Here is a 15676-nt window from a genome sequence, read left to right as displayed (position 1 = left end):
TTGTACATCTAAATGCGCTTTCAAAATAGTACGCTTTTCAATTAGTTGCAATATCCGATAAGGAAAAGTGCGGTGTTAAAAAGGCTTATAGAGCCGGATAACGACCCAATGTGATACGAGGATGGCCATTTAAATCGTTTACCGAATGTATTTGCTCAAAACCATGTTTAGTGAATAACGCTTGGATCCCCGGCGCTTGTTGATAACCATGTTCAAAAACAAGCCAACCTTCTTTGGCTAAATAGGTTTGGGTCTTTGCAATAATTAAGCGAATATCGTTTAAGCCATCCGGCCCTGATGTTAGCGCACTGGCGGGTTCAAAACGCACATCACCCTGTCTTAAATAAATACTGTCATCTTCTACATAGGGTGGATTACTGACAATCAGCGAGAATGTTTCATTTGCTATATTTGAAAACCAATCACTTTGCTTAAAGCTAACTTGCGGCAGGTTGTTCAGTTGCGCATTTTGTTTTGCAAGGGCTACCGCCTCAGTGCTTTTATCAATACCGGTGATCTGCCATTCGGGCTTTTCACTTGCGAGGGCTAACGCAATAGCCCCAGTACCTGTGCCTAAATCAAGCACCGTCGCATGTTGGGGCAACGATAACGCCAATACCGTTTCAACCAATAATTCAGTTTCAGGGCGGGGAATTAATGTCGCTGGGGATACCTGTAAGCGCAGACTCCAGAAATCTCGATAGCCAATAAGATAAGCAATGGGGTGACCGGCTTTGCGTTTAGCTATTAATTGTCCCAAGGCGCCCAACTGCGCCTCGGTTAATTCTTTTTCAGGCCACGTCATTAAATACACTGGCTCGCAATGTAAAACATGGCACATCAATAAGCGGCTATCGATTCCAGCACTGTCAAACGCCCGTAATTGGGCTTTGGCTATCACCAATTGCTCGGCGATACAGTGAGCACTACAAGCACTAGGAGCACGAGAGTGAGTGCCCATAGTACCTAGCCTTCGTCAGACAATGATGCTAACAAGTCAGCTTGGTGTTCCTGACGAATCGGCTCAAGTACCGCATCTAAATCACCGGCAATAACATCATCAAGACGATATAACGTTAAATTGATACGATGATCAGTTACCCGACCCTGAGGAAAATTATAAGTCCGTATACGCTCAGAACGATCGCCACTGGCCACCAAATTACGCCTAGTGGATGTTTCTTCTGCTTGGCGTTTATCTTCTTCAAGTTTGTTTAATCGTGACTGCAATACAGCCATCGCTTTCGCACGGTTTTTATGTTGAGAGCGTTCATCTTGGCACTCCACAACAATGCCTGATGGCACGTGCGTGATACGAATGGCAGAATCGGTTTTATTAACGTGCTGTCCACCGGCTCCTGAAGCGCGAAACGTATCAATTTTAAGATCCGCTTTATTCACTTCAATCGCTTCAGACTCAGGTACCTCAGGCATCACTACCACAGTACAAGCTGATGTATGAATACGTCCTTGAGACTCAGTTTCAGGTACACGTTGAACGCGATGTCCGCCAGATTCAAACTTAAGCACACCGTAAGAGCCATCACCGATAACATTGGCTATGATTTCTTTATAACCACCGTGATCCCCATCATTCATGGTAACCACTTCAACTTTCCAACGACGTGATTCGGCATAACGACTGTACATACGGAACAAATCGCCAGCAAAAATGGCGGCTTCATCACCGCCCGCCCCTGCCCGAATTTCGATAAAACAGTTACTTTCATCATTCGGATCTTTAGGTAGTAACAAGATTTGAAGTTCATCTTCAAATTGTTCTATAGCCAACTTCGACGTTTTATATTCTTCTTGCGCCATTTCGCGCATCTCAGGATCGCTTTCTTGCATCATTTCTTGGGCTGACTCAAAGTCGGCTTTCGCCCCCTGATATTCTGCAAAGCACTTAACCACACCTTCGAGTTGAGAATACTCTTTGGTCAATGCACGATATTTATTTTGATCGGCAATAATTTCAGGCTGACTAACTAAAACCTGCACCTCTTCAAAGCGTTCGGTTAACGATTCTAATTTACCTTGAACTGATTGTTTCATGTGATTCCTGCTAAGCACCTTTACTTGGTTATATTACCTATTGGTTAACAACCCGCCGGTTCGCACCGAGTAAAAAGGTGTAAATGAAGTTACTTCGACGAGTCGTTCGCGCGCGCTAACCCTAACGCATCCATCAATAGACTCATATTTTTATTATCTTGCTGCATTGCAGCTTGCTTTAACGCTTTGGTTGGCGCATGTATCAACGAATTCGTTAATTTATTCGCCAATTCTTTAATCACTTGTTCGGCATCTTTGCCATCCGCTAACTGATTTAGCGCTCTGGATATTAACGTATCTCGTTGGCTTTCGCTTTGTTGGCGAAAATCACGCAGTACGTCAATTGAAGACTGCCCCTGGCACCACAGCAAATATTGTGCTGCTTGTTCATCAATCATCTGCTCAGCTTGTAACGCAGCGTGCTGACGGGACTCAATATTTTTCTCAACAATGTGTTGTAAATCGTCCACCGTATAAAGATAAGCATCGTCTAAATCGCCCACTTCCGCCTCGATATCCCGCGGTACCGCTAAATCTACCAAAAACATAGGCTTGTGGCGTCTGTCTTTTAAGGCTCGTTCAACTAAACCCTTGCCCAAAATAGGTAATTGGCTAGCGGTAGAACTGATCACTATATCTGCGTCTTTCAAGTGATGTGGAATTTGCGTCAAGGTTAACGTCGACGCCCCTAAAGGTTTAGCGATAGCTTCAGCTCGAGCGAGCGTTCGATTTGCCACGCTAAGCTTTTCAACGCCTTGATCGTGCAAGTGCTTCGCCACAAGTTCAATGGTTTCACCCGCGCCAATCAACAGTACATTACTTTTTTTCAGTGATGAAAAAATATGTTTGGCCAACTGCACTGATGCATAAGCGACTGATACCGCGTTAGAGCCTATCTCAGTTTCACTGCGTACCCGTTTCGCCACTGAAAATGTCTGCTGAAACAAGCGTTCAAACTCGCTTTTTATCACGCCTGAATCTTTAGCACTAACAAACGCTTGTTTTACTTGCCCTAAAATTTGCGGCTCACCGAGTATTAATGAATCTAAACCGCTTGCAACACGCATAATATGTTTGACGGCGTCTTGTTGATGATGCACATAACTGTTTGCAGCTAATTCGTCGGCATCGGCGTTATGAAATTTTGCCAGCCATTGACTCAAATTATCTCTGGTCAAATTTTTAGCTTGCGCGTATATCTCTGTTCGATTGCATGTAGATACAATCACAGATTCATAAGCGCCTGTCAGTTGAGCCAAAGATTTTAAGGCTTCGACCATGGAGTCCGGGGAAAACGCGACTTTTTCGCGCAATTCAACTGGCGCAGTTTTATGGTTAATCCCGAAGGCAATTAAGGTCATGCGGATTACAGCTTTTTCATTAAACAGTGTTAAGGCCAGATCTGGGGCGCATTGTACGCAAAAGGTAAAACTATTGAAAGCACCCTGCCATCTATGTTCCTATAGCGACTTTCATTTTATGAGTATGGTGCCTGTGAGTGTCCGTTCAAATTTACATTTCGTATTAGTTATTCTTATTACGATCCTACTTAACGCTTGCGCCACTCGCCCGCCTAGTAATATTCAGGTTAATAGCAAAGCCCATCAAGTCAAATTGAGTCACATTCAGCAGTGGAAACTCAAAGGCCGTATGGCATTTAAAAGCGCTGACGAAAAATTTAGTGCCAATTTAAACTGGCAGCAAATAGAAGACAGTTATCATCTTTCGCTTAATACCATGTTAGGCATTAATATCTTGTCCATGCACGGCGATAATGACTCAGTTGAACTAGACGCTGATGATGAGCACTATCAAGATACCGACGCGAGTCACTTAATTTGGCGTATTACCGGTTGGCAAATTCCTGTGTCTCAATTTCCTTTTTGGATTAAAGGCCTAGCAGGGCCAACAGACCAGGCCATATATGCACAAAGCGGCGTCGTGAGCCAGCTTATTCCTCATTGTGATAATTGCACTGGCTGGTTGATTAGCTATAGTGATTATCGTCAACTTGGCGATGTTTGGTTACCACATAACATTACCTTAGATAATCCCTCCCTTGGGAACAAAATACTGATTAGAGTAAATCAATGGACCAAACAATAGATTGGTGGCCAAGCCCCGCTAAACTTAATCTTTTTTTGCATATCAACGGTCGCTATCCAAATGGATATCACCGCTTACAAAGTTTATTTCAGCTATTAGATAAAGGCGATGAGCTGACATTTCATGTTACCGAGCATCCCGATATTGTCTTGCTAACCCCAATCGATGGCGTGCCTAACGAGCAAAATTTGATTGTGAGAGCCGCGCAATTATTGCAAAAGCAAACGACAACCACTCAGGGCTGCGAAATTAGGTTACGCAAGAACTTACCTATGGGCGGCGGGATCGGTGGAGGTTCATCGAATGCAGCTACGACACTAATAGCCTTAAATTATATGTGGCAATGTAACCTAAGCCTGACAGAATTAGCTAAACTAGCGTTAGAATTGGGCGCTGATGTGCCTGTTTTTGTTATGGGCAATACAGCCTTTGCTGAAGGGGTCGGTGAACAATTAACCCCGGTCAAACTGACGCAACAGCATTATTTAGTGGTTTTCCCTGAATGCCATGTCTCTACCGCTGAGATATTCACGGATCCTGATTTGCCAAGAAACACGCCGCGTATTTCTTGGCATGAGTATGAATTTGACCGTACACACAATGACTGTCAACAATTAGTCTGTAATCGCTTTGAGAATGTTGCAAATACATTACGCTGGTTGTTAGAATACGCGCCGTCAAGAATGACAGGCACAGGTGCTTGTTTATTTTCGGTCTTTACCAGTAACCAAGAAGCTAAAAATGTGCTAGCTAACTTGCCCTCAGGTTGTTCAGGTTTTATTGCCAAGGGAGTTAATGTCTCTCCTGTGCATGAAAAATTAGCACAACTCGGTCGCATTCGTTAGCACATGTAAGAAGCGTAATTACGCGGCGAAAGGTTATAGCTATACGCAGTATTTTTGGGATATCGCCAAGTGGTAAGGCAACGGGTTTTGATCCCGTCATTCGTTGGTTCGAATCCAGCTATCCCAGCCATTTTCACTTTTACGCACTGAGGAATTTAACGTGCCAGACATGAAGCTTTTCGCTGGAAATGCAGTACCTGAACTTGCACAGAAAGTAGCCGATAGGCTGTATACCAAACTTGGCCACGCCAGTGTCGGGCGCTTTAGCGACGGGGAGATCAGCGTAGAAATTCATGAAAATGTGCGCGGCTCAGACGTATTTATTATCCAATCCACTTGTGCTCCTACGAATGACAACTTAATGGAATTGATTGTCATGATTGATGCATTTCGTCGTGCATCGGCGGGTCGTATCACGGCTGTTATTCCGTATTTCGGCTATGCTCGCCAAGATCGTCGTGTACGCTCTGCTCGTGTTCCTATAACGGCTAAAGTGGTTGCAGATTTCTTATCAAACGTAGGCGTTGACCGCGTATTGACAATTGATTTACACGCAGAACAAATTCAAGGTTTCTTCGACGTACCAGTAGACAATGCATTCGGTACGCCCATATTGCTTGATGACATGCGTCGTCGCAATATTGAAAACCCTGTTATCGTGTCACCTGATATTGGTGGCGTTGTGCGTGCTCGTGCTGTGGCAAAACTGCTTAACGACACGGACTTAGCTATTATCGATAAACGTCGTCCTAAAGCGAACGTTGCTCAAGTTATGCATATTATTGGTGACGTACAAGATCGCGACTGCATCATAGTTGATGATATGATCGATACTGGTGGCACCCTTGCCAAAGCTGCTGAAGCTTTAAAAGCTCACGGCGCGAAAAAAGTGTACGCCTATGCAACGCATGCTATTTTCTCAGGTAACGCTGCACAAAACCTTCGTGATTCTGTCATCGACGAAATTATTATCACTGATAGCATTCCACTTAGCCCTGAAATTAAGGCCCTGGATAAGGTTAAGCAGTTGACCCTATCAAATATGTTAGCAGAGGCAATTCGCCGCGTTAGCAACGAAGAATCTATCTCGGCAATGTTTGAATACTAAGTATTAATGTCTGCTGGTTAAGCCGCTTTTACAGCGGCTTTTTTGTGCCTGTTTTCTGGCTCACTCTGATCTGATTGGTACATAACTTGCGGTACTGCATTACCTTCACCCGTTCAAGGAATGTCTATGGAAGATGTATGGCAATTAATCCCTTACCCGTGGCTGGTTGTTGGTGGTTCAGTAAGCATCAGCGTACTGACTATGTATCTAATAAAGCGCCTTATCTTGGTGCAATTACAAAGAATAAAGCGCAGTGAAGGTCGCCATATCACCAGTATACTGTTCAATTCACTGAGCAAACCCCTGAGTATTTTTATTCTGGTGATTAATATTTACCTGCTGCAATATTTGTTAGTGGAGTACAAACTAATATCATCTCAATTTTATAAGCAAGTCGATATCACTGCACAAATTGGGATCATTATTGCGTTGTTAGTCTTTGCTGAGCGATTCTGCAATCAACTATTAGTGAGTTATGCCGATACCTCTGAAGCATTGCTCAATAGCCAAAGTATTATCAGGGGTGCCAGCAAAATCCTTATTATTGGTATTGGCGGTTTGGTAATTTTAGGGACACTCGGTATTTCGATTACCCCCATAGTGGCATCATTAGGTATTACCTCTCTCGCTGTAGCACTAGCCTTGCAACCCACTTTAGAAAATTTCTTTTCCGGCGTTCAACTGATCATCGACAAACCGATCCGCGTGGGCGATTTTGTTGAACTTGACTCCGGCGAACAAGGTTTTGTAGATAGAATTGGGTGGCGTTCTACATGGATAAAGATGCTGCCAAACAATATCGTTGTCATGCCAAACAGCATGTTGTCTCAATCTAAAATCATCAATTATTACTATCCGGAAAAGGAACTGTCGGTGCCAATAGATGTAGGTGTTCACTACGATTCTGACTTAGAACACGTAGAGCGTGTGACGCTGGAAGTGGCCAGAGAAATCTTGCACAGCCACAAATGGGGAGTTGATAATTACGAAACATTTGTGGTTTTTCACACCTTCGACAGTTCAAGCATTAACTTCACTGTAATGCTACGAGCCGAGGAATATTTTAATCGGTTCTTTATTAAATCGGCCTTTATCAAGGCATTGCATCAGCGTTTTCGTCAAGAAGGTATTGTTATTCCTTATCCTATTAGGGCAATCAACACCGATCAGGAGCAGCCACACCACCAAAAAATTGAGACATAGAAAAGGGTATCTTTAGGGACTATGTTAAGCCGAGCGTTACGAAAGGTGATGCTTCAGCCGTACAGCACTTGTACAAAGAGCACTGATAAACAAAGTACTGATAAACAAAGTACTGATAAACAGCGGAGATCTTTCTTGTTAACCGCCCATGCCAATGGTAATATTCGCCGCCCTTTTTATAGGGCTGCAGGTTTTCTGGCCTTACTGGCGAGTCAATTTAGCGAACATAGTAGATTTTGGTCGCAGAAATCTACACTTAATTACTTACTTATTGGAGTTACCCCATGTCTGATGGAATTTTCACACTAGACGCAGAAGTCCGTACTGATTTAGGGAAAGGTGCGAGCCGCCGCCTACGTCACGACGACAAAGTACCCGCTGTACTATACGGCCTAGGTAAAGAAGCCGTTTCTTTAACTTTGTCTCATAACAAAGTTTTCCAAGCGCAAGAATTTGAAGCTTTTTACTCTCACGTTCTAACATTGAACATTGATGGAAAAAAAGTTGAAGCGGTTATAAAAGATATGCAACGTCACCCGTTTAAACCTCGTGTAACTCACTTGGATTTCTTACGTGTTGATGCTAAGCAAGCGCTTCAAACAAACGTGCCTTTACACTTCATAAACGAAGAAAAAGCAGAATCTATTAAAACATTAGGTGGCCACGCTGAGCACCACATGGTTGACGTAGAAATTAGCTGTTTACCAGCTGACTTACCTGAATTCATTGAAGTTGACGTAGCTGCAGTTGAGCTTGGTCAAACACTTCACTTGTCAGATCTTGTTCTTCCTGCAGGCGTTACTTCAGTTGACCTTGCTAAAGGCGAAGATCACGATTTAGCTGTAGTTACAGTTAAAACGACTAAAGGTCCAAGTGTTGAATCAGAAGAAGCCGCCACTGATGGTGAAGAAGCTCCTACTGAGGAATAAGTTGATTGTCTAACATTCAACTAATCGTGGGTCTGGGTAATCCAGGCCCCGAATATAAAAATACCCGTCACAATGCTGGCACATGGTTAGTTGAAAGCCTAGCCCGTATGCACAATTGCACCCTGAGTTTACAAAGTAAATTTTTTGGTTTTACTGGTCGTATGACGATTGATGGCCAAGACATACGTTTACTTATTCCCACCACATATATGAATAAAAGTGGTCAAGCGGTTGCTGCACTCGCAGGATTCTATCGCATTCCCCCTGAATCTATTTTAGTGGCTTACGATGAACTCGATTTACCACCTGGTATCGCCAAATTTAAATTAGGCGGCAGTTCAAGCCAAAATGGTATTCGCGATATAGTTTCAAGCTTGGGAAATAATAAAGATTTTTATCGTTTGCGCGTAGGCATAGGCCATCCTGGTCATAAAGGTAAAGTTACTGGATATGTACTAGGAAAAGCCCCAGCAATAGAGCAAGAACAAATGGACGCTGCCATAGATGAAGCGATCCGTTGTGTCGAAATACTAATTAAAGATGATATGAAAAAAGCCATGAATCGGCTGCATTCATTCAAAGCAGAATAAGCATCAGCAGTCACTGCTGAAACTAAAGATTAAGAGGATCTAAAAATGGGTTTTAAATGCGGCATAGTGGGATTACCAAACGTTGGTAAATCAACTCTTTTCAATGCTTTGACCAAAGCCGGTATCGAAGCCGCTAACTTTCCGTTTTGCACGATCGAGCCGAATACAGGTGTTGTGCCCGTTCCCGATCCTCGTTTAGACAAGCTAGCTGCTATTGTTAATCCAAAGCGGATTTTGCCTACCACAATGGAATTTGTGGATATTGCAGGATTAGTTGAAGGGGCATCTAAAGGTGAAGGTTTAGGTAATAAATTTTTAGCTAACATTCGTGAAACTGACGCTATTGGTCATGTTGTACGCTGTTTCGATAACGACAATATAGTTCACGTTGCGGGTAAAATTGACCCTCAAGATGATATCGATATTATCAATACAGAATTAGCGCTAGCCGATTTAGAGACCACCGAAAAAGCCCTTTTACGCGTAGCAAAACGTGCCAAAGGTGGCGATTCAGATGCTAAATTCGAATTAAAGGTGCTTGAAAAAATTAAGCCACATTTAGATGAAGGCATTTTATTACGTGCTGTGGAACTTGAAAAAGAAGAGCTAAAAGCGATTAGCTATATGAACTTCCTTACCTTAAAGCCCACTATGTACATTGCTAACGTAAATGAAGATGGCTTTGAGAATAACCCCTACTTAGATAAAGTCCGTGCTATTGCAGAAAGTGAAGACGCAGTCGTGGTAGCAGTGTGCGCTGAAATGGAATCTGAAATAGGTGAGCTAGAAGACGACGAACGTGCAGAATTCATGGCTGAAATGGGTATTGAAGAGCCAGGCTTGAATCGCGTTATTCGTAGCGGCTACAACTTGCTAAATCTAAATACATATTTCACTGCTGGTGTACAAGAAGTGCGAGCTTGGACCTTCCCTATCGGTTCTACAGCCCCACAAACTGCTGGTATCATCCATACTGATTTTGAAAAAGGGTTTATTCGAGCTGAAGTAATTGGTTACGAAAATTTTGTCGCCTTTAATGGTGAACAAGGCGCAAAAGATGCGGGTAAATGGCGTCTTGAAGGCAAAGAATATATCGTCAAAGACGGTGATGTAATTCATTTCCGCTTCAATGTTTAGCTTTCGCGCTCTACTAGAAATTTAAAAAAACAGAGCTTCTTAGCTCTGTTTTTTTATGCCTATAATTTACCTTATTACATATTACAGACTTAACTCACAACCATTCGTAGTAAGCCAATGTTTCACGACTAAAGAGTTAATGAAAAAAATAGTGTGTGGGCTATGCTTGCGAGACTACTTGTGCGCTTTATTATTCCCATTTGCAGATTTTTAGTCAGTCAGATTGATAAAGACATTACAACTTTGGTTCAAACGACGTGCGTGTATTATTTGTTATTAGCATTCTAGCCTCATCTATTTTCTTTTCGCTTACGACCTGCGCACAAGAGACCGTGAATGTAGGCGTTCTTGTAGCAAGTAAAGGCCAGCGAATGGCGTATGAGCATCTCGCCATGCAATTTGAGAAAGAACATCCAGATATCCAGATAAAGTATGTGATACAAAACGACACACACTACAAACGCTCTATTCAAAACTGGTTAACCCAAATCAAAGGATTAGATGTGTTGTATTGGCAAGCAGGGTTGCGATTAAATCAAATTGCCGCTCAGGGCTTATTAGAGCCACTCGATGAACTGTGGCAAGCACAACGATGGCAGGAACATTTTCCTAAAGGTATACAAGCCATCATTCGCCAAGATGAACATTTTTATGGCTTACCTTATTCCTACTATCAGTGGGGCTTTTACTACAAAAAGTCACTATTTTCTCAGCTTGGTATCACAGTACCTCAAACATGGATGGAGTTTATATCCGTCTGCGAAAAATTAAAGGCATCTGGTGTAACACCCATTGTGGTCGGTGGTAAGGGTAAATGGCCCGCGGCTTCTTGGTTTGATTACCTTAACTTGCGTATTAATGGCCTAGCCTTTCATCAGCAGTTAATGAAAGGTCATATACCTTACACCGATACGCGGGTAAGCAACGTTTTGTATAAATGGAAGCAACTAATCGATTTACGTTATTTCATTCCGACAATGAACGATAAAAACTGGACGGAAGTTCTGCCGTATATTTATCGAGATATTGCTGGTATGACGTTGCTAGGTAACTTTGCAGAACAACACATCGCTGATAAAAGCAGTGATGATATAGCATTCTTTCGCTTCCCAGAAATTAATCCGAACATACCGCTTTATGAAGAAACGCCCATTGAAATTTTTGTTATGCCCAAGAATGCACAACATAAAGCGGCAGCGAAGGTATTTTTAACTTTTGTTGGTCGTGCTGATATCCAAGAAAGTCTAAATAATGAATTAGGTTATATTGCACCTCATAATCAGGCTAAGAAAAATTCATTCTACGAATCGTATTTAAATATTGAAATGAAAGCAAATGACAACGGTTTAGCCCAATATTTTGATCGCGACACTGCTGAACTCATGTCAATTGAAGGGGTGAAAATCTTATCTGCGTTTTTAAGCAATGCGGATGTTGAACTTACCGCTCTCAATTTAGAAAAAATACGTTTACAAGCCTTTGCTGACGACTTGGTTCAACACTAAGTAGATTTCAACATTGAGTAACTTGAGCAAGCAAATCCGAACCTTAGATAACGTTGCTAGTAGGACGAGGCAGCTAAATAATTAATCTTAAACGGCCCTATGCTGAAGACCCTATAACAGAATCTTATAACGGTTATTCATTGTCGGCTGTTTATTGACTCACTATTGATAGATTGAATAATTGTAAGCACAGGCTACCTTTGTTGCTATTACAGGCTTGCATGCACTTATCTTTCGTCAGGATGCTTTTACCAGTAATATTTTTCCCAGCGATATTTCGAACATGAATATCTTTACGGGTTTAGCCACAAACTTTACACTTTGCTTACGGGCCCCCTAACCTATTTAATCCTATTGAAGAATCAACATGAAACCTGTTTTTGATATACACCCCCTAATTGGCTGCGAGCAAATTAAACTGCATAAACCCAGAAGTATCTTGTTAAGCGAATTAAATCAGCCCTATAAGGCTATTAAAAAACACCCTGAACGTGAACAGGCTAGCGACGCACTTTTTCGAAATGATTTACATATTTCGTATCAAGGACAACCTCCACTTGTCGAATCCATTGAGTTTGCTTATAGCGAGCTATACGACGTGACTCTATTGGGCGAATCCATATTGAGTTTGCCAGCCAAAAGCGCGTTAGCTACCTTGGAGAGCATCACAGGGAAGACAGCCGTCACTTCAGATGGTGGCTATACCTACGAAATACCGGCGCTGGGATTATGGCTGTGGCGAGAGTCGAATGATAATTTTGATGAAAATGGTTTCTATTTTTTTACCATCGGTTTACGTGTTGTTGCCTAACCGAAAGACTAAAAGCGCGGTTATGATGAGAAGCCATTTTACGCTTAATACGAAACTTTGCTGACGAAACGCTTTATTCGATCCCCATTAATAGATAAAAATATAGAACATCACATAAATATTATTAACTAACGTGAAATTTGATGGTTTTTTTGATTAATAGGGCTTTTCTTAATTCGAACGGAGTTTATTTACATTTAATCTCAATAAACCTGTTTGGATGTTGAATGCCCCCTCTAAATCGACCAAAGAAATCCCCTTTAAGTAAGAATAAGCACAACCGTATTTGCCAACAAACAAAAGATGCGGGCAAAAAACAAACTAAGCATGTTATTTTTTGGCCATACATAGGTTAAATTAACACCAACTGTTTATTATGCGAGCAAACGATCATTTTATCTTAAAAAAACGGTTGACGACTAAAAGGCATATCAGCATAATACGCGCCACTTCCGAGAGGGAGTGAAGGAATGGCTACATAGCTCAGTTGGTTAGAGCACATCACTCATAATGATGGGGTCGCAGGTTCGAATCCCGCTGTAGCCACCATTTCCTGTTTGACTAAATATGTTTAGAGAAGCAGGGGAGAAAAATGTGCGGGAGTGGTGGAATTGGTAGACACGCTGGATTTAGGTTCCAGTGCTTCACGGCGTGAGAGTTCGAGTCTCTCCTTCCGCACCATGTTTGGGATATCGCCAAGTGGTAAGGCAACGGGTTTTGATCCCGTCATTCGTTGGTTCGAATCCAGCTATCCCAGCCATTTTTTCAATGAATAGATTGTTGATATCTGTTTTATTGGGATATCGCCAAGTGGTAAGGCAACGGGTTTTGATCCCGTCATTCGTTGGTTCGAATCCAGCTATCCCAGCCATATATAGTGATGTATTTCACACATTTATGCTTAAAAAGCCAGACGCAAGTCTGGCTTTTTTCGTTTCTGCAGTTAATTTTCTGAAAATTGCTTTTTAGCCTGCCTTCAACCTAGACACACATGCCATTACACGGCACACTTTGCCCAATAACCTTAAAAGACTGCGGACCACCTTTTGATTTCTGAGATCGTCAATTTTATTAATAATGTGTTGTGGGGTGAAGGCCAAGTTTTAATTTACTTGCTTATTATTGCAGGTGTGTGGTTTACCGTTAAGCTTAACTTTATACAGATACGTCATTTCAGCCATATGTTTGGGGTGATGAAAGGCAGCAATAAAAGCGATAAAGCAGGCATTAGTTCCTTTCAAGCACTTTGCACGAGTTTATCCGCTCGAGTAGGCACTGGTAACTTAGCAGGTGTAGCGGTGGCTATCTCTTTAGGGGGTGCAGGTGCGGTATTTTGGATGTGGGTTATTGCATTATTAGGTATGGCTACGGGCTTTGCCGAAAGTGTGCTTGGCCAATTATATAAGGTACGCGATGATAACGGCGAATATCGGGGCGGCCCAGCGTACTATATTCAACAAGGGCTAAATAATCGCTGGTTAGCCGTTACATTTGCACTGTTCTTGTTTCTAGGGTACGGCTTTATCTTCAGTGCGGTACAAGCCAATACCATCACTGACGCCCTTAAATTTGCTTACGATATCCCTACGCTACATTCCGGTCTAGTTATTATTATTTTGGCTGCCCTGATAGTCGTCGGCGGCTTGCGCGCAATTGCACGATTTGCCGAATGGGTTGTGCCCTTTATGGCTGTAGGCTATATCGCTGTTACTCTGTTTATTACAGTCATGAACATAGATTTAGTGCCCGCCATGTTGGCAGATATATTTAAATCAGCATTTGGCTTGCAAGAGGCTGGGGCCGGCGCTTTAGGTGCTGCATTTAAAAACGGCGTACAACGCGGTTTATATTCTAACGAAGCAGGCTCTGGTAGCGTGCCGCATGCTGCGGCGAGTGCCACGCCGAATCCGAACCATCCCGTATCACAAGGTTATGTGCAAATGCTTGGGGTGTTTATTGATACAATGATCCTTTGTACCTGTACGGCATTTGTTATTTTACTTGCAGGCGGGTCTTCTAGCGACCAAATGGAAGGTATTCGTCTAACTCAAAATGCCATGAGCAGTCATTTTGGTGGAGGTACAGAGTTTGTAGCAGCCGCAATAAGTTTATTTGCTTTTACGTCAGTGGTAGCCAACTACGCATACGGTGAAAGTAACTTACACATGTTCAAACTCGATAATAAGATCGGTAGGGGTTGTTATACCGCTGGCTATCTGGCGATGATTTTATGGGGTTCAATGGCAGCGTTACCCGAGGTCTGGGCGGCAGCTGATATGGCGTTAGGATTGATGACGGTCATTAACATCATTGCTATTGGTATGTTGACACCGACGATTGTTGCTATCTCCAAAGATTATTTTGCGAAGCATAAAAGTGGCAAAACAATTGAATACCAAACCGGTGATTGCGAGATCCAAGGGGAAAGTGAAAAAGGTATTTGGGATCAACGTAAGTAAAAATTTCTTTTGGACTAATCTAGGTTGATTCGTTTAAACAATAAAGCCGCTGATGTCAGCGGCTTTAATACACATGTAACGTCAGGTAGCGTTGACTAATTTGATGTTTCAGAAATAAGCCGCGCAACAACTAATCCAAGAGCTTGACGCTGTTTCTCGTCCGTCAAGTTACCTTGTTCATCAAACGCCGACATCCCGCCACCAATTGCGATTTGTTCTGGTACGACCATTACCTGGATATTACTTAGTAACATTCGTAGGGGCACTAATCCACGCAATCCACCTAAAGCGCCTGGCGATGTAGCAGCCAAGGCTGCGACTTTATCTCTAAAAGCAGATAAAGGGCGCTCTTTGTCAGTATGTGGCCGTGAAATCCAATCTAGCGTGTTTTTTAGTAGTGCAGAAAACGAACTATTGTATTCAGGAGATGCGATAAATAAACCAGAGTGCTCGATAAAAAGAGATTTTAGTTTAATGGCATTTTCAGGTAAACCGCGCGCAGTTTCATCATCACCGTCATATAATGGCATAGGGTAGTCTTTCAAATCCACAAAGGTCGCATTTGCCCCCTGCTCCACGGCAAGTTCGTAAGCTGCTTTCGCCAATTTTTTGTTTAAAGAGTCTTTGCGCGCACTTCCCGCTAAAAACAGTATTTTTGATGACATAGTATTTCCGTTTAGTTTATACAACCTATTAAAAAACAGCTTTGCTAGCCTTCACCAGCGAAGCGTGCTCAATTCGAAGTGAAATGCATAATCAGTTGTACCACTACCATTACCACCAACAGCGGCAGTATCCAGCGACTCATTTTTGCTGTTTGTTCGCTCGATATCCTAAAACTTGAACGCTCAAGTAAAGGTACAACGACCAATAAGGCGACCAAAAGTACGCCTAATATAATTAAAACCGTCAAAAGTGCCTCCTAGTA

15 protein-coding genes and 5 tRNA genes are annotated in these 15676 nt (G+C 42.4%); 15 read left to right on the top strand and 5 right to left on the bottom strand.

The annotated features are described in order from the left end of the window. Positions 1-85 precede the first annotated feature (85 nt). The 3 genes from prmC to hemA all read right to left on the bottom strand — a co-directional run bounded on the left by prmC (position 86) and on the right by hemA (position 3416). A complete protein-coding gene (gene prmC, locus GQS54_RS19180) occupies positions 86-961 on the bottom strand; it encodes a peptide chain release factor N(5)-glutamine methyltransferase (RefSeq protein WP_166425533.1) in 876 nt (291 codons plus the stop codon). Between the two features lie 5 nt (positions 962-966). Continuing rightward, positions 967-2055, bottom strand: coding sequence for a peptide chain release factor 1 (prfA, locus tag GQS54_RS19175; RefSeq protein WP_166425532.1), 1089 nt, complete (start codon positions 2053-2055; stop codon positions 967-969). Positions 2056-2144: 89 nt separating this feature from the next. Next, entirely contained in the window at positions 2145-3416 is a 1272-nt protein-coding gene (gene hemA / locus GQS54_RS19170; protein WP_166425531.1) for a glutamyl-tRNA reductase, read from the bottom strand. Between the two features lie 73 nt (positions 3417-3489). Here hemA and lolB point away from each other — a divergent pair, with 73 nt between their 5' ends. From lolB to GQS54_RS19095, 15 genes are all read left to right on the top strand, one after another. After that, a complete protein-coding gene (gene lolB, locus GQS54_RS19165) occupies positions 3490-4161 on the top strand; it encodes a lipoprotein insertase outer membrane protein LolB (protein WP_240920010.1) in 672 nt (223 codons plus the stop codon). Further along, positions 4146-5006, top strand: coding sequence for a 4-(cytidine 5'-diphospho)-2-C-methyl-D-erythritol kinase (gene ispE / locus GQS54_RS19160; protein ID WP_166425530.1), 861 nt, complete (start codon positions 4146-4148; stop codon positions 5004-5006). The genes lolB and ispE overlap by 16 nt, the downstream gene beginning before the upstream one ends. 55 nt (positions 5007-5061) lie before the next feature. Beyond that, positions 5062-5136: transfer RNA gene (locus tag GQS54_RS19155), tRNA-Gln, on the top strand. 30 nt (positions 5137-5166) lie between these two features. Continuing rightward, positions 5167-6114 (top strand): ribose-phosphate pyrophosphokinase, encoded by a 948-nt coding sequence (locus tag GQS54_RS19150; protein WP_158770336.1) that lies wholly within the window; start codon positions 5167-5169, stop codon positions 6112-6114. 126 nt (positions 6115-6240) lie between these two features. Then, positions 6241-7317 (top strand): mechanosensitive ion channel family protein, encoded by a 1077-nt coding sequence (locus tag GQS54_RS19145; RefSeq protein WP_166425529.1) that lies wholly within the window; start codon positions 6241-6243, stop codon positions 7315-7317. Positions 7318-7601: 284 nt separating this feature from the next. Further along, positions 7602-8246 (top strand): 50S ribosomal protein L25/general stress protein Ctc, encoded by a 645-nt coding sequence (locus GQS54_RS19140; protein WP_166425528.1) that lies wholly within the window; start codon positions 7602-7604, stop codon positions 8244-8246. 5 nt (positions 8247-8251) lie between these two features. Then, positions 8252-8836, top strand: coding sequence for an aminoacyl-tRNA hydrolase (gene pth, locus GQS54_RS19135; RefSeq protein ID WP_166425527.1), 585 nt, complete (start codon positions 8252-8254; stop codon positions 8834-8836). A gap of 45 nt (positions 8837-8881) precedes the next feature. Next, positions 8882-9973: a redox-regulated ATPase YchF gene (ychF, locus tag GQS54_RS19130; protein WP_166425526.1), complete on the top strand. Its 1092-nt coding sequence runs from the start codon at positions 8882-8884 to the stop codon at positions 9971-9973. Positions 9974-10230: 257 nt separating this feature from the next. Next, on the top strand, positions 10231-11478 hold the full coding sequence (locus GQS54_RS19125; protein ID WP_346766592.1) for an ABC transporter substrate-binding protein: 1248 nt from the start codon (positions 10231-10233) through the stop codon (positions 11476-11478). Between the two features lie 367 nt (positions 11479-11845). Next, positions 11846-12289, top strand: a complete 444-nt coding sequence (locus tag GQS54_RS19120) for a hypothetical protein (RefSeq protein ID WP_166425525.1) — start codon at positions 11846-11848, stop codon at positions 12287-12289. A 472-nt stretch (positions 12290-12761) separates the two neighbouring features. Beyond that, positions 12762-12838 (top strand) — tRNA-Met (locus GQS54_RS19115). Between the two features lie 47 nt (positions 12839-12885). Continuing rightward, positions 12886-12970, top strand: a tRNA-Leu gene (locus GQS54_RS19110). A 4-nt stretch (positions 12971-12974) separates the two neighbouring features. Continuing rightward, positions 12975-13049, top strand: a tRNA-Gln gene (locus GQS54_RS19105). 36 nt (positions 13050-13085) lie between these two features. Then, a tRNA-Gln gene (locus GQS54_RS19100) sits at positions 13086-13160 on the top strand. A 175-nt stretch (positions 13161-13335) separates the two neighbouring features. Then, positions 13336-14748: an alanine/glycine:cation symporter family protein gene (locus tag GQS54_RS19095; RefSeq protein WP_166425524.1), complete on the top strand. Its 1413-nt coding sequence runs from the start codon at positions 13336-13338 to the stop codon at positions 14746-14748. A 95-nt stretch (positions 14749-14843) separates the two neighbouring features. On the opposite strand, the gene GQS54_RS19090 is transcribed toward GQS54_RS19095, so the two are convergent. Both GQS54_RS19090 and GQS54_RS19085 read right to left on the bottom strand, forming a co-directional pair. Then, entirely contained in the window at positions 14844-15413 is a 570-nt protein-coding gene (locus tag GQS54_RS19090; RefSeq protein WP_166425523.1) for an NAD(P)H-dependent oxidoreductase, read from the bottom strand. A 68-nt stretch (positions 15414-15481) separates the two neighbouring features. After that, positions 15482-15661 (bottom strand): hypothetical protein, encoded by a 180-nt coding sequence (locus tag GQS54_RS19085; protein WP_166425522.1) that lies wholly within the window; start codon positions 15659-15661, stop codon positions 15482-15484. Positions 15662-15676 lie beyond the last annotated feature (15 nt).

Source organism: Paraglaciecola sp. 20A4 (assembly GCF_011378905.1).
Lineage (GTDB): Bacteria > Pseudomonadota > Gammaproteobacteria > Enterobacterales > Alteromonadaceae > Paraglaciecola.
The sequence above is the reverse complement of the archived record's forward strand: the minus strand, read 5'-3'. Positions and strand labels throughout refer to the sequence as shown.

Excerpts from the sequence above, each read along its gene's own strand:
- prmC (WP_166425533.1), bottom strand. The coding sequence starts at position 961 with ATGGGCACTCACTCTCGTGCTCCTAGTGCTTGTAGTGCTCACTGTATC.
- prfA (WP_166425532.1), bottom strand. The coding sequence starts at position 2,055 with ATGAAACAATCAGTTCAAGGTAAATTAGAATCGTTAACCGAACGCTTT.
- hemA (WP_166425531.1), bottom strand. The coding sequence starts at position 3,416 with ATGACCTTAATTGCCTTCGGGATTAACCATAAAACTGCGCCAGTTGAA.
- ispE (WP_166425530.1), top strand. The coding sequence starts at position 4,146 with ATGGACCAAACAATAGATTGGTGGCCAAGCCCCGCTAAACTTAATCTT.
- GQS54_RS19145 (WP_166425529.1), top strand. The coding sequence starts at position 6,241 with ATGGAAGATGTATGGCAATTAATCCCTTACCCGTGGCTGGTTGTTGGT.
- GQS54_RS19140 (WP_166425528.1), top strand. The coding sequence starts at position 7,602 with ATGTCTGATGGAATTTTCACACTAGACGCAGAAGTCCGTACTGATTTA.
- ychF (WP_166425526.1), top strand. The coding sequence starts at position 8,882 with ATGGGTTTTAAATGCGGCATAGTGGGATTACCAAACGTTGGTAAATCA.
- GQS54_RS19120 (WP_166425525.1), top strand. The coding sequence starts at position 11,846 with ATGAAACCTGTTTTTGATATACACCCCCTAATTGGCTGCGAGCAAATT.
- GQS54_RS19090 (WP_166425523.1), bottom strand. The coding sequence starts at position 15,413 with ATGTCATCAAAAATACTGTTTTTAGCGGGAAGTGCGCGCAAAGACTCT.